The organism is Ignicoccus islandicus DSM 13165 (assembly GCF_001481685.1).
GTDB lineage: Archaea > Thermoproteota > Thermoprotei_A > Sulfolobales > Ignicoccaceae > Ignicoccus > Ignicoccus islandicus.
Map to the genome: position 1 here is coordinate 584,184 of NZ_CP006867.1, position 17,486 is coordinate 601,669.

Annotated in this window: 21 protein-coding genes; 10 read left to right on the forward strand and 11 right to left on the reverse strand. The window is 39.0% G+C overall.

All coding sequences use genetic code 11. From position 1 onward, the window contains the following. Positions 1-22 precede the first annotated feature (22 nt). Positions 23-757, forward strand: a complete 735-nt coding sequence (locus EYM_RS03320) for a precorrin-2 dehydrogenase/sirohydrochlorin ferrochelatase family protein (RefSeq protein ID WP_075049669.1) — start codon at positions 23-25, stop codon at positions 755-757. On the opposite strand, the gene EYM_RS03325 is transcribed toward EYM_RS03320, so the two are convergent. The 6 genes from EYM_RS03325 to EYM_RS03350 all read right to left on the reverse strand — a co-directional run bounded on the left by EYM_RS03325 (position 717) and on the right by EYM_RS03350 (position 4,813). Further along, positions 717-1,922, reverse strand: a complete 1,206-nt coding sequence (locus tag EYM_RS03325) for a hypothetical protein (protein WP_075049670.1) — start codon at positions 1,920-1,922, stop codon at positions 717-719. The genes EYM_RS03320 and EYM_RS03325 overlap by 41 nt on opposite strands. Positions 1,923-1,962: 40 nt before the next feature. After that, positions 1,963-2,193: a hypothetical protein gene (locus tag EYM_RS03330; protein WP_157058749.1), complete on the reverse strand. Its 231-nt coding sequence runs from the start codon at positions 2,191-2,193 to the stop codon at positions 1,963-1,965. A gap of 136 nt (positions 2,194-2,329) precedes the next feature. Continuing rightward, positions 2,330-3,103: a mechanosensitive ion channel family protein gene (locus EYM_RS03335; RefSeq protein WP_075049672.1), complete on the reverse strand. Its 774-nt coding sequence runs from the start codon at positions 3,101-3,103 to the stop codon at positions 2,330-2,332. Further along, positions 3,103-3,765, reverse strand: a complete 663-nt coding sequence (locus tag EYM_RS03340; protein ID WP_075049673.1) for a potassium channel family protein — start codon at positions 3,763-3,765, stop codon at positions 3,103-3,105. Before EYM_RS03340 ends, EYM_RS03335 begins: the two co-directional genes overlap by 1 nt. Continuing rightward, a complete protein-coding gene (locus EYM_RS03345; protein WP_075049674.1) occupies positions 3,762-4,079 on the reverse strand; it encodes a hypothetical protein in 318 nt (105 codons plus the stop codon). Before EYM_RS03345 ends, EYM_RS03340 begins: the two co-directional genes overlap by 4 nt. A gap of 44 nt (positions 4,080-4,123) precedes the next feature. After that, a complete protein-coding gene (locus EYM_RS03350; protein WP_236943448.1) occupies positions 4,124-4,813 on the reverse strand; it encodes a metallophosphoesterase family protein in 690 nt (229 codons plus the stop codon). A gap of 82 nt (positions 4,814-4,895) precedes the next feature. On the opposite strand from EYM_RS03350, the gene EYM_RS03355 reads away from it, so the two are divergent. The 9 genes from EYM_RS03355 (at position 4,896) to EYM_RS03395 (ending at position 13,503) form a co-directional block, all read left to right on the forward strand. Then, on the forward strand, positions 4,896-5,357 hold the full coding sequence (locus tag EYM_RS03355; RefSeq protein ID WP_075049676.1) for a SixA phosphatase family protein: 462 nt from the start codon (positions 4,896-4,898) through the stop codon (positions 5,355-5,357). Positions 5,358-5,459: 102 nt separating this feature from the next. After that, positions 5,460-6,290 carry a hypothetical protein gene (locus tag EYM_RS03360; RefSeq protein ID WP_075049677.1) on the forward strand — a complete coding sequence of 277 codons (831 nt, stop codon included), beginning with the start codon at positions 5,460-5,462 and terminating at the stop codon, positions 6,288-6,290. Between the two features lie 79 nt (positions 6,291-6,369). Further along, positions 6,370-7,662 carry a C/D box methylation guide ribonucleoprotein complex aNOP56 subunit gene (locus tag EYM_RS03365; protein WP_075049678.1) on the forward strand — a complete coding sequence of 431 codons (1,293 nt, stop codon included), beginning with the start codon at positions 6,370-6,372 and terminating at the stop codon, positions 7,660-7,662. A gap of 117 nt (positions 7,663-7,779) precedes the next feature. Next, a complete protein-coding gene (locus tag EYM_RS03370) occupies positions 7,780-8,946 on the forward strand; it encodes an inositol-3-phosphate synthase (protein ID WP_075049679.1) in 1,167 nt (388 codons plus the stop codon). Positions 8,947-9,031: 85 nt separating this feature from the next. Beyond that, positions 9,032-10,081: a glycoside hydrolase family 130 protein gene (locus EYM_RS03375; protein WP_075049680.1), complete on the forward strand. Its 1,050-nt coding sequence runs from the start codon at positions 9,032-9,034 to the stop codon at positions 10,079-10,081. Positions 10,082-10,085: 4 nt separating this feature from the next. Then, positions 10,086-11,213 (forward strand): CofH family radical SAM protein, encoded by a 1,128-nt coding sequence (locus tag EYM_RS03380; RefSeq protein ID WP_236943435.1) that lies wholly within the window; start codon positions 10,086-10,088, stop codon positions 11,211-11,213. A gap of 52 nt (positions 11,214-11,265) precedes the next feature. Then, complete coding sequence (locus EYM_RS03385; RefSeq protein WP_083495027.1) at positions 11,266-12,039, forward strand: 7-cyano-7-deazaguanine synthase; 774 nt, start codon at positions 11,266-11,268, stop codon at positions 12,037-12,039. Between the two features lie 325 nt (positions 12,040-12,364). Then, positions 12,365-12,874, forward strand: coding sequence for a hypothetical protein (locus EYM_RS07885; RefSeq protein ID WP_075049681.1), 510 nt, complete (start codon positions 12,365-12,367; stop codon positions 12,872-12,874). Beyond that, on the forward strand, positions 12,757-13,503 hold the full coding sequence (locus EYM_RS03395) for an endonuclease III domain-containing protein (protein ID WP_168050187.1): 747 nt from the start codon (positions 12,757-12,759) through the stop codon (positions 13,501-13,503). Before EYM_RS07885 ends, EYM_RS03395 begins: the two co-directional genes overlap by 118 nt. Before the next feature lie 10 nt (positions 13,504-13,513). On the opposite strand, the gene EYM_RS03400 is transcribed toward EYM_RS03395, so the two are convergent. From EYM_RS03400 to EYM_RS03420, 5 genes are all read right to left on the reverse strand, one after another. Further along, on the reverse strand, positions 13,514-14,152 hold the full coding sequence (locus EYM_RS03400) for a 30S ribosomal protein S3ae (protein ID WP_075049683.1): 639 nt from the start codon (positions 14,150-14,152) through the stop codon (positions 13,514-13,516). Positions 14,153-14,162: 10 nt separating this feature from the next. After that, positions 14,163-14,435: a KEOPS complex subunit Pcc1 gene (locus EYM_RS07990; protein WP_075049684.1), complete on the reverse strand. Its 273-nt coding sequence runs from the start codon at positions 14,433-14,435 to the stop codon at positions 14,163-14,165. Beyond that, a complete protein-coding gene (locus tag EYM_RS03410; protein ID WP_075049685.1) occupies positions 14,395-15,723 on the reverse strand; it encodes a hypothetical protein in 1,329 nt (442 codons plus the stop codon). The genes EYM_RS07990 and EYM_RS03410 overlap by 41 nt, the downstream gene beginning before the upstream one ends. Next, entirely contained in the window at positions 15,683-16,162 is a 480-nt protein-coding gene (locus tag EYM_RS03415; RefSeq protein WP_075049686.1) for a 30S ribosomal protein S15, read from the reverse strand. Before EYM_RS03415 ends, EYM_RS03410 begins: the two co-directional genes overlap by 41 nt. A 90-nt stretch (positions 16,163-16,252) precedes the next feature. Next, complete coding sequence (locus tag EYM_RS03420) at positions 16,253-17,431, reverse strand: aminotransferase-like domain-containing protein (protein ID WP_075050604.1); 1,179 nt, start codon at positions 17,429-17,431, stop codon at positions 16,253-16,255. Positions 17,432-17,486 lie beyond the last annotated feature (55 nt).

The window sequence follows — 17,486 nt, forward strand, 5'->3', positions numbered from 1 at the left end:
TCATCTAACTAGGTTCGGGAGAGTGAGGATTCCTTTATATATAGATCTTAGTGGTAGAAACGTCGTTATAGTAGGCGGAGGAAAAGTGGGGGAAAGGAGAGCATTAAAGTTCCTAGAGGCGGGTGCAAAGGTAAAAGTTGTAGCAAACGATTTCACAGAGAAGCTTAAAGAGATGGCACAAAGTGGCAAAATAGTCATTGAGAAAAAAGATTTAGATAACGATATTGAAGTAATCCGTGCGATAAAGGACGCAGATATAGTTGTAATAGCAACAAATTCAAAGAAGTTAAATGACAAGGTATTTTCAATTGCACAAGTCCTAGGAAAGTTCATAAACGATGCTACTGATGCACAGAGGAGTCATATACATGTACCATTTGAAGGTTCCGTAGATGGTATAAGGTTCGCTGTAACTAGTGAAGGAGCTGCTGGAGTAGCTGCCCACATAGCTCTTTATGTAATAGAGGAATGCTTACGCAGAAATAGCTTACTTCATTCAATAAATCAGTTTTCCCGATTATTTAAGGAATGGGTTAAAAGAGAAATAAAGGATCCTAAGGTACGTTTTCAAACATACTGGTACGTCATGTTGGATCCAGATGTATTCAACCTAATTAAATCATCACAGATAGACAAGGCGTTAGAGTTAGCGAAATTGAAAGTACTTAAAGGAGTTCCAGAGAAAGGGTACGAGCCTGATAAGGCGTTTCCTAAGTTCATTCAACAATGGAAAGACGAGTTACTAGGTTCTTGTTAGTAATTAGATACGGATCGAAGAACCATATATTAATGGAAGACGATGTTACGAGATATAGAGAAAGTGTTCTGGGACTCCACCAAACTGAGGAGATAGTGCTCCTAAAGACTTTTCCAACAACTATTTCTTGAGTTAAATCAGAATAAATATAGCATGCATTTTGATTACAAAGCGCTAAGTAATCTCCATAGGGTGTCCATTCCATAATTCTAACGTTTTCGAGATTCTTCTCAAAAACTACATCACCAGTTACTGTATCGATAATGTCTATTTTGTCAGTATATGCCACAGCAATCCTATTCCCTAGTGGGGATAATCTAGCCGATAGATGTGGGCCTAGATTAATGGATGTCCTATCTCCTCTAAGATTATAAGCGTCTAGTCTTTCCGGAAAATCGATGATTAAGTTAAGCGAACCCATGAGGATGCTCCAGCGGATATCTCTTATCTCTTCTTTAAAGGCGAAATCATGTCGTTTTATCCAGTTTTTCTCTCTCCGAGAATAAATTTTCACTGAGTTGGATTCGGTATGTAACGCCAACAAGTTTGAGTAATTGAATACGGCACATCCAATAACCTTCTCCTGTAATCTGATCTTGCCTCTTATAGTGCTAGGATATTGGACTATTTGAACGTCATTATCTATAGCTCTTACAATAGTATTTGGAGGATATGCAGCTACATCAATACAGTCTATATTTTTACCTTTTATTAATGAACGTAAGAATCTAACGTCTATTAACTCGAAATTTTTGGATTCATCAGAATGTAGAGCAAGGATTCCAGTAAGCTCTTTACTTCTAGTGAAGGTCGTCCTTGCGTCCTTTATTCTGAAGACGTTGTTGTATCCTTTAATGATATTTGTATCAAATATTATTGGATAGAAATATTTTTTGATATATGCTGTAAAGTCGATTATAAACGAACTTTTTTGAGATAATGAAAATATTTCAAAGGCGTTTTCGAAGCTATTTAGTTTAATCTTAACCGGCCCACCTCTGACAGGTATAATATTGATCCTATAGTTCTCCGCATATTCTAACAAGGAATTTATTGCATTTGGAACCTTTATTTTACCTCTCCTTTCATCACAATTAACATAAACATAGATACTCGTTGTTGAAGCATACCTATCTATATAGGTTACGAATCCTTTGCACGTCAATTTATTTTTATCCCTATGTAATTAATTCCATTAGACAGTTTTATTCAAAGATAATTTCATCGTCTCTTAGTTCGTCATTACATAGGTATACTATTCGGACTCCAGTAATTTCTATGTCAAACTTAGTACTGAAAACTGCCCCAGGAGTAAGATCTATATTTTTTACAAGTTCTTCCTTTCCTCTACGTTTCACTACCTTCTTGTCGGGTGTTTCGACAGTATAATTATAATAGACAATTAATCGAAGTATCTTAACCTCGGAGCTTTCCACGTTAGTTACCGAGATTGAATTTGACCTTAGCCTAACTTCTAGACACCCAATCTTTTTGCTAATCTCCTTTTCATTACTATTCAATTGTTGTTACCCCATTATCTTACAATGATTGATAAGCTAAAGTTATTGGTGTTTATAGTTTATTTATAATCGAGTGTTCGCGTTTAACTTCAAATTTAACTCCCTCTTTGAAGAGCTGTTGTAATCTCTGGGCAACCTTCTTAATTATTATATTAGAAGATTCTGGATTTGATATTCCATATGTAATTTCATATTCAACGGAGTTTGTAGTAATGGTTCTTATCCTAAACCTTGGTGGTACTATTGCATGTCTTTTCGTAAAATTAACTACCTCTTGAACCGCCTTATTTAAACTTTCGATATCATCCAATTTTTCTAAGTATAGCTTAATCACAATAGTCAGTGGTAACGCCTTAGCTGGTATTCTTATGGGTTCCGATGCAACTAGCTTATTAGGTATCCTTATTATTTCCCCTTGTTCCCCGCTTAGCTCTACGTACAAAGGAGTAAGCCTCCTTATCCATCCACGAATGCCTCTAGTCATAATTACGTACTCGCCGTGTGATATGGCTTTAGTAACCACTAGGAAGTGATAATACATCGCAGATTCGATTATATCTTTTGATATCAGGCTGAAGATTACAAGAATTGTAATCAACAGTAGAGCTAACATATCTATATTAATGAGAACTACCACTAATCCGAATATGCCCAGGCCTATAAACAACCATTTTAACATAACTTCTAATTCGTGCGTAGTTCCGTGTGGGATTACCTTTTTCGATCTCAATTCTCCAAGTAATTTCGAGGATATTAAGTAGTATAGGGTAATTACCCCAATAAAGTAAATTACTCCTATCAATAGGTTTTCCATCATCACTTCCATCACCTAATGACACCTTCCACTATCTGCTCTTCGCCAGCGGGAACCAATAATATTAGGATGTAGTTCTCTTCAATTATTACATTATCTTCAGGTTCAATAAATTTCTCTCCATCAAAAATTGCCAGAATCATTGATTCCTTTGGCAATTCCTTTTTCAATTCTCCTACTTTCATTCCCACTGCCTTATCGCCTGGACTTATAGCGATAGTGTATATGCTATACTCTCCGCTTAGAGTTTTTATTACAGGGAGCAGTGAATACTGACCTTCTACGTAACTCTCTACTATCTTCGCCGATATTACAGAGGACGGAATTACTATCGTTGCGAAACCCAGAGTTGAAATCAAATGTGCCGCTTCTTGAGTCCTAGTTATAACTATTATCTTGTTTATACCATACTCATGTGCTACTGCCGCCACGAAGAGGTTTACTTCGTCCCTATCAGTGGTAGCTATAACCATATCAAATGTCTCCAGTTCTATCTCTTCGTATAATTTTGGATCAGTCGCATCCCTATTATAGACCGAAACGTCTGCTTCTCTTGAGAGTATTTCACATTTGTGTTTATCTTTATCTATCGCAACAACGTCGTGACCTCTCATACTTAACGTACTTGCTATATGTCTCCCTATTTCGCCTATTCCAATAACGAGTATTTTCATCTGACTACCACGCTCCTAATATATATCAACGACATCAAGGACGCACCGAGAAGGTATGGATAAGGTGAGAACAGGAATTCCCATCCTTCTTCTTTAACCATTAACGCTACCATTAGATGTGACATTATAATTGGAATAAGCCAAATAGGCATAGTGGATGCATATGCATAAAGTGGTAATAAAGAACCCGTAGCGAAAGTGAGCGCAAATAGGTCCTTTCTTCGTAGCTTGTTCTCAAGTATTATTTCGAGTATTGGGGCCGTAGCATATAGGTAAAGCAACTCGGCTACGACCAAGGGTTTCCAAAGGTCCATTCTTCTGTTCCGTTCGCACGCTCTACCGCGATGTTTTATAACGATTACGTATCAAGATTTATCTGAGTGACCTTTCCCCGAGCGGGCAATGCCACATTGAATATCGTTAAATCTCCTATTTTTGCAAAACTAACGCGACCCCTATGAACGTGACCATGGATAGCTATCTTTACCCCTTCTTCTAGTAAAACCTTTTCTATTCGGGGATCGCCTAAGTAGGGCCATATTTGTCTTCTCTCACCTATTAGTGTTCTCCATGTTGGAGCATAGTGACTCAAATATATTACATTTTCACATTCTTTCCGAGCCTCGTTAATTAGTTCTCTAATTATATATGGCTTTCTTTTATATTCTTCTTCAATGTTAGGTATATTCTTTCTCTGCCATGAAGTGGGTTTTACCAAAGAACCCCGAGAACCGACAATGGACAGACATTTTCCTTCAGCTTCAGTAACGGTATACTCATCGTTTAACCAAGTTATCTCAGGATAGCGTGCTCTAAACTCGTTTTCAAGTTCCCTATACTCTTCGTTACCGAAAACTGACACTATTTTTCGGACCTCGATGTATTTGTACAAGGTTTCCAATAACAATTTAAGATTAGGTACATTGGATCGTTCAACTAAATCGCCTGCCATTAGAACGAGGTCTATCTTTTTGCCACTGTAATCTCTTATAGATCTTTCCAAAAGGGCTAAGTAGCGAGGTACGTGAACATCCGAAAACGCTATCACCGTCAATTATTTACCCTACCATTTAACCCAAGCGTCCAAATTTTAGAGGTGCTTTCGGAATAGCGAGCATGGTAGGAGAACTATGGTTATCATAATGCTAATGAGACATGGAAAAGCTGAGCCTAAATCTGAATCGAAACCAGATGAGGAGAGAGGGCTAACGGAAGAGGGACGAAGGGAAATCAAGGCCGTAGCCAAGTGCCTCACGAGACCATCAATTATCTATACCTCCCCCTTAAAAAGGGCGATGGAAACGGCAAGCATTATAGCTGAATTTTTCAAAAACGTGCGAGTGGAGAAAGCGGACTTCCTAGCACCTGGAAAACTCAATTTAGGAGTACTACTTGAAAGCGTTCATCCAGGAGCTCTGTATATATCCCACAACCCCCAGCTGGAAGAGGTTTTAGGGGAACTGAAGATAAACGTAGAAATGAAGCCAGCGAGCGTAGCTATATTAGATTTAATGAAAAGAAAACTAATAGCCTTACTAAACCCCTCTTTCTGTATTGAATGTGAGAGAGCGCTAACCGACTCGTCAGAATAAAGACTTTTAAATTTATTTAATTTTCATTCAACTTGCCTTAAGGACTTAAAGGTTGTTCTCTAACCCTTGATACGACTTGAAGATTTCTATATGGTGATGTAAGTGCCGAAAAAAGGTCCCAAGAAGAAATCTAAGAAAAGCGTTAGGAGGCGAAGTTGGAACCCAGAGGAATACGCAAGTAAAATGGCCCCAATAGTAGCTAGAATGGTTGGTCTCGATATATTGGGTCTAAGCGATGAGCAAATGGAAGCGCTACTAAAAGATATCTTAATACAAATTATTGGAGATCGAGTAACAAAACCTAAACCGGAAACACTAGTAAACGCAATTAGAAGAGGGCAAGACAAAATATATTCCATAATAGCTTCAAGGCTTCTAGACTCCATGGATCCGAGCTCTATAACTCCAGATCAGTTCGAATTCATATTAAGTTATATAGGACCATTTGTCATTGAATACATTGATAAGCTAATAGATATCTCCAAGAGGCTCGATCCATCGAGAATAGATGAGATACGTCATTTATGGGAACTTGCGTGGAGTCAAAGAAACGGTGGACCAATAGGTACTTGTCCGAGGTGCGGTTTCAAAGCAGTTGGGCCAGATGGAACATGCATCGTATGTGGATACGTACTTAGCGATAAGGAACTCAAGAATTCAGTTGACTTTGAAGTTAAATTAAACAGTTTTATTCAAGAGGCGTCTTGTGAAGACCTTAAAAGGATTCTTAATAATCCTATACTCTATGTAAACGATTATTCTGTCACGATCACTAGAACGTCTCCTTGGGACGTAGAAATCCACTTAAATAAAGACGAACTTGAGAAAGTTAGGACTGAGTACGTAAAGAGATGTGAGAAGAGAAGACGCGAAACATTGGCTATACAGAAAAGCGAAGACGAAATAATAAAGGAAATCATAAGCAAGTTGTGATACGAAATAAAAATCGCGAGAAAGCAGTTACTACACTATATAAAGGGGTAATAGCGGCTTCTGGTATAGGGACTAGAACTTGAAGTGGCTCGTTCAGCACACCGCTGGCGCGTTTCTAGTAAATGAAAACAATGAAATAGAGAGATTTGAACCGCCGCTGAAGGACTTGAATGAGGCGGTAAACAATGCTCTATTAATAGAAGGATGGCAAGGAAAGGGAAGTGTAGTTGGGCCTGTAGGCCTAGCAACTTGGACAAGGAGGCTCTTGGAAGAGTTAAAGAAAGAGGGTTTCAAGGACACCTTAGTATTCGAAACAGATCTTGAATCTAGGTTAGCTTCTGAAATGGGCTTCGATGTAAAAGTTGAGCCAGCAAATGAGAAAGCTCGTTTCGTTCGCGAAAAGATTTCCAATATAGTAGTTGATTACGGAATTTTTGACACAAAAGAGGAATTCTATGAGTGGTTACATCGAGTAACGATAGAAGTAGTTAGAAGGAAGCTTAGGAGTGTGGCCGAAAAGAGAGACCAGTTAGCAATTCATGCTGTAAGGACCATTGACGACATAGACAAAATAACGAACTTGTTAATGGCAAGATTACGAGAATGGTATAGCTTACACTTCCCGGAACTAGATGACCTAATAAAAGATCACGAAACCTATGCTAAAATAGTTAGAACTTTTGGGAATAGAGATAACATAACGCTAGAAGGTCTGCTAGAGATGGGATTAAGCGAGGAACTAGCCAAGAGGATATTAGAGGCTGCGAAGAGAAGCACCGGTGCTGACTTAACAGAGAGGGATATTGAAGAACTCGTCAAACTAGCTTCAATTATTGACAACATGTACTCCTTAAGACGAGACTTAACTGAATACATAGACTATATAATGAGAGATGTTGCACCAAACGTAAGCGCTTTAGTGGGTCCCGTTCTAGGTGCTAGACTCCTATCCTTAGCCGGAAGCCTAGAGCAATTAGCGAAGATGCCAGCCTCTACAATACAAGTACTGGGAGCAGAAAAGGCCTTATTTAGAGCCCTTAGGACCGGTGGAAAACCACCGAAACACGGAGTTATATTCCAGTATCCCGAGATACATAGATCACCTAAATGGCAAAGAGGTAAAATAGCTAGGGCGCTAGCATCCAAGTTAGCGATAGCCGCTAGAACTGACTACTTCACCGGGAGGGACATAAGTGATAAGCTAAGAGAAGAACTGAGAGAGAGGATCGAAGAGATAAAGAGGGTATATGCGAAACCACCTAAGAGAGAAGCGAAAGAGGAAAAGAAGGCACCACCGGCTAGAAGACCTCCTCGTAAAGGTGGTGCTCGTCGTAAGTTTAAGAAGGGAGGAAAAGGAAGGAAGAGAAAGTAGCCTTAACGGACCCATTTTCATTTTATTATTAATGGATAGATCGTTTTGTATGAGCGTTACTCCATTGTGAAACACTATAAACGCCATCGTTCTTAATAAACGCTCGGTGGTACTCGAATGACAATCAAAGTAGGTATATTCGGATCTGGTCTAGTTTCTATGCATTACATAACAGGATTATACAGATTACGTGAAGGCACACTGAAGCCTTATGGTGTACCTTTTGCTGATTTCAAACTCCCATATAACTTTACTGATGAAGAAGTGGTAACAGTATACGATGTAGACGAAGATAAAGTTGGTCATGAACTACGTGAAGTTATTAAAAGGAACATTAACGTTGATGTTCCGATTCCTGACTCAATACCGCAGCTAAAGATTAAGAAGGGGATTTTAGGGGGGTCAAGTGCAGGCCTAGACAAGATTTTCAAACCGATAGGATTAGACCAAGAAATCGGTCTAGAGGATGCCATTGAGGAGATAACAAGAGACTTAAAGAGATCGTCAGTTGACGTCGTTCTAAACTTAATATCTACAGAAAACGTTGAGGACGTTAAGTCTGTGGAGGACTTGAAAAGTAGAATTAAGGAAGGTAGGTTAAGTGCTTCCCAAGCATATGCATTCGCCACGTACCTAGCAGCAATAGATTCTAAAAAGCCAATTGCGTTCGTAAACTTCATACCGTCACCTCTAGCTAACAGTGACGTATTTGTTGAACTATACAAAGAGGCTAGTTCTGTAATATTAGGAGATGATGGAGCTACCGGGGCCACACCATTGACTGCTGATTTGTTAGAGCACTTAAAGGAGAGGAATAGATATGTTAGATATATAGTTCAATTTAATATAGGCGGTAATACTGACTTCTTAGCTCTTTCAATACCCGAAAGGAACTTAATGAAGGAGAAAACGAAATCAAGTATTGTTAAGGATATATTGGGTTACGATGCTCCTCACTACATTAAACCTACAGGATATATTAAGGAAATAGGAGATAGGAAGTTTGTTTCAATGGATATCGAATGGATAACCTTCAATGGTCTGATAGACGAATTGATAGTGAATATGAGGATAAACGATTCTCCCGCATTAGCCGGCTTAGCGGTGGATGCAGTAAGAATTAGTAAAGCTTTATTAGATAAGGGCGAACGAGGAACCGTATACGAATTCAATGCATTCTTCATGAAGAACCCGGGTCCGAAGCACATGCCCAACATTTCAAGAATACGTGCCTATTACAACTTACTAGAATATTTGAAGAAACGCGAAATTCTTATGAATTAATAGCTCTTTTTAAGTAGAGGTTATCGTCACGGATTTCGAAATTTTTGTACCTTCTAAGTAAGGGGCTTAATGGGTCTCTGACGTCATGGGTCTTGAAACGGTCGAAGAAACTTTGGTAAGAAAGATCTTAAACTCATACAAGTCTCTACGGGGAATAAGAAAGAAGAAGAAAGTTCCAAATGTATTTGAACGCATAGGTTACGTAACTGCTTCTCAAATCTCCGTCACAAACTATCCAAGAAGACCTTTAACTGCATTTAATCCATCTCTAATTTCTAAGAATAACGAAGTTCACCTCTTTATTCGTCTAATCTTTGATTACTACGATTACGTTTCGTCCATAGGGTATAGTAAAATAAAAATTAATGAAGTAGAGGCGCTTCCTCAACTGAATCTCAACACAAAGCTAGTTTTATATCCATCTACGCCTAATGAAATCAAAAGAGGGACTGAAGATCCGAGAGCACATGAATACTTCAATGACTTCTTAATATTTTATACAGCAGTCGGATTAAGAGATGGTAGCTTATGGCCAAAGCAAGGTTATGCTATAATCGATTCAACATCCTTAGAAGTAACCAAAAAGGGCGTCTTATACCTCTCAGATGGCGTTTCAGACTATCAACTACCTTCTTGGAAGAACACAATAGCTCTCAAGTATAGTAGTAAGACAGTAAACATATTAACTAGGCCTCTTGTCGCCGGCCACGAAGTAATATGGCGAGGTGTGCTGGAAACTGACGAGGAGGCATGGAGATTAAATTACAAAAATATGGACGTTTTTATGGTTAATGAGTCGTGGGAAGTAAAAGTTGGAGTTTCAACGCCACCAGTTAGAATAGGGTCGGACGAATACCTTATAGGATGGCACGGAATAGATCAAAACTTAATATATTCAAACGGTATCGCTGTGGTAAATTCGCAAGGTGAGTTATTAGGAATAAGCGATTACTTACTGTGGCCTTCAACAATAGAAGAATTGTATGGAGATAGACCTATGGTTATATATGGTTCGGGATTGTTGAAAAGAGGAAACGAAATTTTCTGGATAGGTGGGGTTGCTGATTACGCAATAGGTATTTACAAAGCAGATCTAGATATCATCCTTGAAAACGTACGGTGGTTGAGGGGATAACGCTTTGAAACCAATAGAAGGAGTAGTGCTTCGCGATCCTGATGTAAATAAATCGGATATTGCATCTATAGTTGAAAAAAGCTTAAAAGGGGAGAAGCTCAACGTAGACGACATTTACGCTTTACTTAAATCGGATGAACTGTGGGTACTGGGAAAAGTAGCTACTACTATTAAAAGAGTCCTTCATAGCGACATATGTACCTATATAAAGAATATGATTCTAAACTATACGAACATATGTATAATTAAGTGTAAGTTCTGTGCCTTCTACAGAGACATAAATGATGGTTATACCATGAGTATTGAAGAAGCTGTCAAGAAGGTTTATGCGTATTGGCAAAAATATGGTATAAGACAAGTTCTAATACAAGGCGGTGTGAATCCACTTCTTGGAATCGAGTACTATGAAGACTTATTTAAATCTATAAAAAGAGTTACTCGGAATAGGGTTGCAATCCACGCATTAAGCCCGGTCGAAATCGATTACCTTTCCAAGAAATATAAAATGAGTTATAGAGAGCTGCTCTCAAGATTGAAAGACTCTGGTATGGATTCCTTACCGGGCGGTGGCGCTGAATTATTAATTGAGAGAGTAAGAAGGATTCTAAGCCCTAATAAGATATCTACCGAGACATGGCTCAGAATAGTTGAAGAGGCTCACAAACTAAATATACCAACGTCTGTTACTATGATGTATGGACATATAGAAACTGTCTATGAAAGAGCAATACACCTCTATCGATTATATGAACTCAACGAAAGGGTTCCGGGTAGTCTTGCCTTTATTGCATGGAATTTCGAACCGAATAATACGGAACTTAGTCGCGAATTCGAGATAAAATATCCTTATGGCGGCTACGAATTACTTAGGATTATCTCGACTGCACGTATAACCTTCAGGGAGGTTATCCCAAATATCCAAGCCGGATGGTTAACAGTTGGAGAAAGAGTTGCCCAACTATCGTTTAAATTCGGTGCTAACGATTGGGGAGGAACACTCTATGAAGAGAAAGTTATTCCCTCTACTGGACTGAGGATTCAGATTCCGACCACTCAAAGAATTGAGAATTTAATTAAAGAAGTTGGATGTACGCCCAAGGAGCGGGATAATTGGTATAGGATTGTAGATTGAATAAATGCACACTTCTAAAATCATTATTTCGATTTGAGGGGTTGGGGAAAGTTTGATACTGGTAGGGCTGTTATCGGGAGGTATGGACTCAGCTACCGCTTTTGCAAAGGCACTGAGAGATTTCTCTCCTGAATACAGCGTCACGCTAACAATTATTTACGGTCAAACACATAAAAGGGAAATAGAGTCGGCCAAGGCGCTAGCTGAATACTACAATGTACCTCACTTAGTTATTGATTTGACTAACGTTTACAGTGTTATTAAGACCTCGTCGTTGCTCAATGGTAACGTTCCTGACGCATCTCAACTGAGGGCCGGTTTAGTACCATCTACCTACGTACCCCAAAGGAACTTGGTTTTAATCTCAGTAGCGGCCGCCTTCTTAGAAAAGCTCCTTATAGAACGTAGCGATTCGCATGGGATTATAAGCGTCGGGTTTCATAGAACAGATTATTCACAAGACGAACCTGTATATCCAGATACTAGACCCGAGTTCGTTGAACCACTAGAAAAGGCTATAAACGAGGGCTCGTCGGTTGTATTCAATGCAAGAGCCCAAGGAAGAGAAGCATCAATAAGGATTTATGCACCTTTCATAAAGGCTAGGAAATCAGATATCGTTAGAGAGGCAGTCAAACTTGGAGTACCTTTGGAGCTAACGTGGACATGCTATAGAGGTGGAACGAGACCTTGCGGCAAATGTCCGGCATGCATAACTAGATTAAGAGCATTTATGGAAGCCGGAGTTCCCGATCCATTGACCGAAAGATACGAGTACCTCCCTGAATGGTATAAGACTTGGTATGAGAAATCGAAAGGGCGATGAAGAGGAACCCGAGTACTGATGAGGTGAGGAATCCTAGTCCACTTAGAGCCACTATGTGTTACGTTTGGGAATTTGCTATCTCGACTTACATTTGGCAACTAAATAACGATTTACTTACTATTGTATGGCTATCTCTAGACTTGAGTACAAGCAGGATCCTTATCCTATTATATGAATTAATATGTATCCTAGGCGGATATCGAATAGAGTTATTACCCTTTCTGATTCTAATAATCCTTATATGGATACATTCAATCCATTCTAAAAGGGGATTGTGTTATCCGATAGCTCCCAAAATATGGTGTTGTAAAAACGGTGAGAAACCATGGGTCTGGCATTTGCTAGAGGAGTCCTAGTTTTAACAACGTTACTAGTAATTGCATACTCCCAAAGTCTTCCTGTCGATCTTCGGAACATACAAGAAATCTTGAAGAACTTACCATCTGAAATAATAAAATATAGAGACCAATTATTCGACTTCATTAACAAGAACCAAATATACCTATTAGCGTCCCTAATAGTCGTACCTCTACTTATTTTACTCTATTTCGATGCACGTCTAATATTTGGTATATTGAGAGAAGTAACGTACCTCCTCGTGAACAGGAAGATTCTGCTACCTATTGAAAAGAAATGGTATCTATGGAGAATATCCTTGAAAATTATAGGTGTAGTATTTGTATCTGCAGTCATGATAGTGCTTACAGGATGGTTAGCATGGATGCTTCAGTTCAAGAACCTAGGAGACATGATCAACGCACTAGAGGAATTGAGAAGAACGCAGAACCCCTTGAAAATAATAGAGACGTTACTGAGCTCGCTAAGGAGGCATTGAAGAGACTAAAAGATACCTTTAAAGAATTACCCGAGAACGAATTCATAGCATTTTACGTCTGGAAAAGAACAAAATCTCCATTAGCAACGTTGATAGCCACAATAATTTCTCAGAATACAACAGAGAAGGCGTCCTTCAAAGCATGGAATAACTTAATGTCATTGACTCATGGTGATTGGAAAAGAATATGTGATCTTGATATCAATGAGTTGATGTCTGCATTAAGGGTTACCGGATTATACAAACAAAAGGCTGAAACTATAAAGAGCGTTTGTGAAAAATCAGAGGAGTTAGAGAAGGCTATACTCAAAGGAGATAGAAATAAACTCCTAGAAATAAGCGGCATTGGACCAAAGACAGCAGATGTAGTACTAGCATTATTCAACCACAAGAGATTTCCGGTAGATACCCACGTCTTCAGAGTTTCTAAAAGGTTAGGTCTTGCTAAGGGTAGTTATGAGGCAGTGTCGTCTGAACTGCTAAAATTATTTCCTGAGAACCCCTTGCAAGCACATATGTATCTAATATTACTAGGACGAAAGTTTTGCAAGAAACAACGTCCTCTATGTGAAAAATGTCCTTTAAGGGACTTATGTCCCTCTGCAAGAATTGAAAACAATTCTGGTTAAAGATACAATACTAAGCGGGCGGTTGTGGGACCACAACTGCCTTGACCGGTCCTTCGGGGCTAGGCACGTAAAGTAACTTCGACTTATATATTTCAGTTCTTCTAATTGGATATATCTTCCTTGCTCTTTGCGTTATCTCTTCTGCAAGGTCACCGAAAAGCATCATATTTATTAGCTCATCTAAGGTAACTGTTGGAACTATTTCCTCCACAACCTCTTTTTGTATTTTCCTAATAGCTCTCTTTTGGCTTGTTTGACATCGATAGGCAGTGAACGTGTCGATTGTTAGCCTTAAGACGTATCCGTCTTTAGTAGTTACTTCAAAGATACCTTCTACTTTAGAACTCTTTCTCCTTGTAAGACTTCTAATGTAGTCTCTGGCAAGCTCGTGGCCTTTGAATCTAGTAAATACTTGTAAGTTTCTTTCATCTACGTCTATTGCTTGTAAGTATACGTGGATGTGAACATAGGTGAAGTCTCCCGTTATATCGTAAAGGGTTGTATCAACCACCCTCCCTATTATTTTCCAACTTTCGTCCGCAGGTGTTTGACCTACTATAACTTTATTGAAGACCTCCGGTGCGATGATGTTGTACCATTGTTTTATCCTCCATTTATCTCTAACAGCTCCTCTCCTCCTCGATGACAATCTTTATCCCCTACTCACTCGCTTGAAGCGACTTTTTAATTACTTCTTCTGTAAGTTTTAATTTCTCTAGAATGTCATCTACCGCCGTTCTAATCTTTAAGATATTGTTTGAAACGAATACGTACCGGAGAGTTGAGTTATCAACTGTAGAGCTATACTCTAGATCTTTTACAGGTACGTCGTCCGGACGCAAAGCGTTGTAGTATATTTGAACATTAGATGAATGGATCCTTAGTATTACTTTATAAGGACAAGAATTCTTTGAATTCCTTTGATCCGCCAACTTTACATAAACACCCTTTCGATATTTGCCATCCCTTATTTATTGCCTTTCTAATTACGTTAGTTATATCGAAACCTGCATACCTAATAGAATCTATAGGAACGCAAATCTGGTCTCCATCAGAAAATCCTACTACATGAGATTTTTCTTGTATATAACCTAAATCGAGTATTATTCTGAAAGTAAGCGTAGGTGAGGGAGGTATCGAACTGAAGTGTAAGAGTGAGCCTTTTCTTCCCACATTATTAATTACCTTAAGCGATGAAAGGGCGATTGGAAGTTCGGTCGAATTAAATTTCAAAGTTGAGATATAAAGGTCTTCGGCTCGGTAATAATACTTACCCAACGTTACTAGGCTAACTACGTGATATAGTGATACGTCTAGAACTGTCAGAAACACTATGCTTCCTTGCTTGAACCCGTGTCTTAATATTAGGGGTAAATCACCTCTTTTGCTAGCGTCTTCTTTCAGATCGACACCTTCATAAAGTATCTCCTTTACATTTCTTTCCCTTTTACTGACATTCGATAAGTATTCTAACAAGACTTTTATTACTTGGGTAATCTTGTCCTCCTCACTTAGTATATCTAGAATGGTGGCGTCTGAAGGAACATCTATATTCTTTGATTTGAAATAGGACTCCACTTTCTGGGGGTTCGCACTAATTCCTAAGAAATATGGGATAGCAGTATAAGCAACTGAATAATGTATGGGAAGTTGTTTCCATTTATAGAATGAAAACGTAAATCCCTTTTCAACTATACCTGCCTCTTCGAGTTCATCAATTAAAATTTCTTCCAATTCACCGATGTTGTTAAGTGAGGCATACGCTGCAACTAAACTGTAAACTTTGATATCATCTTTAACAACGAAAATTTCTTCAAGAACTTTGATAACTATGGAGCTAACTAGTCCATTTTTTAACCAGAAACTTACCCTGTTTTCGTCCTTAACTAGAGGTCCTTGTACTATTTCAATAACCGGAATTTTCTTTGAAGGAAACCTCATCCCTATCGAAATTACTGGAACGTCCTCAGAAGTCTCTATGTATGGAAAAACGTTTACTGATGCCCGAATATCGTTATTTTCTAATATTTTTAGAACTTGTCCAGCTGCAATTAGTTCCTCGAAGGTAGGTAAAGTAAATATACGGACGTATCCGAAATCTCGGATGATCGAAATAATCTCTCTAACTTTTTCAAAAGCTTGGCGTAGGTCGGGTTGTGATTCTAAGAAGCCTAGTAAGTTATTTCGAGGATTCGAAGAACGTTGAGTATTGTTGGACAAGCAATCTCGCCCTCTCAGGGTCGTACTGCCAGTCTGGTGGTAGTTTACCAACCCTCTTATAATATTTTACTAACCTTCTTATTTTCGACTCTATCTCTATGAGTCCACGTTGTGAGTGTTTGTCTTTCGGGTGTTCGGCCAAATGCGCTCTAACTCTAACTGCTCTCTTCATTAAATGGAAGAGGTCCTCCGGTATTGGTGGTGCCACACCTTCCTCTTCCATTATTTGGACAAGTTTCTTTCCAACTATTGGTTTGACTAATGGAATAGCAAATTGGTCTCGTAGAATTATGCCTATCATCGATGGACCATATCCTTTGTGGGCTAGTTCAACTATCATCGTTCTAATTTCTTCTTTGCTGAATCTTACCCATCTAGGTGGCGTATTTCTAACTGGTCTCTTAGAATGCGACTTTCCTTTTTCCTTCCTCTTGTTCACGTTAGCCTCCCAGTGGGGTACTTCTCAAGCTCGGTTTAAATAGATTTAAACAACAATTCACATAGCTACGCGATAAATATAATAATTATTTTAACCCGAAACTTTGGCTGTATACTCCCTCACGACCTTGGAAAGCCTCTTTATGGCCTCCCTTATTTCTTCAATGCTTGGATAGGAGAAGTTCAGCCGCATGGTATTTCGTCCACTTCCATCGATGTAGAAGGCCGAGCCAGGAACGTAAGCTACACCTTCACTCAGAGCCATTGGTAACATCTCTTTGGTATCTAGGTTTTCATCAAGGTAAACGAATACGAAGAGTCCGCCTACCGGTTTGGTCCACTTGGCAACGCCATCCATATACTCTTCCAAGCTCTCTAACATAGCGTCCCTTTTAGCTCTATAGGCTTCTTTGACCTTAGGTATATGACTATCAACAACGCCCCGTTTCAAGGCCTCCGCTGCTATGAGTTGATTAAAAGTTGAAGTATGCAAGTCTGCATTTTGTTTGGCAGTTTCCAGTGCATCAATAATATCTGGATGTGCTGCTACCCATCCTAATCGCAAACCTGGAGCCAATATCTTACTCATAGTGCTTGTATAGATCACTCTGTACTTGTCCTTAGCTCTTAAACGTTCAAACCTTATATGATCTTCGAACATGAAATGGCTATATGGATCGTCCTCAATAATTAAGAAGTCATATTCTTCTGCCAGTTCTAGGAGCCATTCCCTTCTCTCATTACTCATACTTACTCCAGAGGGATTCTGTGCAGTTGGAATAGTGTATACAACCTTCGGTTTCTTACCCTCTCTTCTAAACTCCTTTAACTTCTCTTCAAGTTCCTCTATCTTCATTCCATGTTCGTCTATTCCAACACCTTCGAATTTTGCGCCAACCGATTTGAAGACGTTAATTGCTGCCAGATAAGTAGGCTTTTCAACAATTACTATGTCATTCGGATTTATCAGTATTTGCGAAAGTAAACTTAAAGCTTGTTGGCTACCAGAGGTTACTATTATATTATAAGGTCTCTCGCCTGGAATACCCGCTCTCTCCATAAATCTTACAAGTTCGTTTCTGAATTCCCTTACGCCTCTAGTAACGCTGTACTGTAAAGCCTTCCAACCGTATTCACGAATTACGTCACTCGAAATCTGCGCGAGTTCCTCTACAGGGAAATACTTTGGATCAGGAAGGCCTCCAGCAAGACTAATAACGTTCTTTCCCTCGGTTAACTCCAAAATTTCCCTTATCTCCGAAGATTCCATAAGGTTTACTCTCTCAGCAATGAATGACTTTATATCTAGCAATAATTCCCACCCT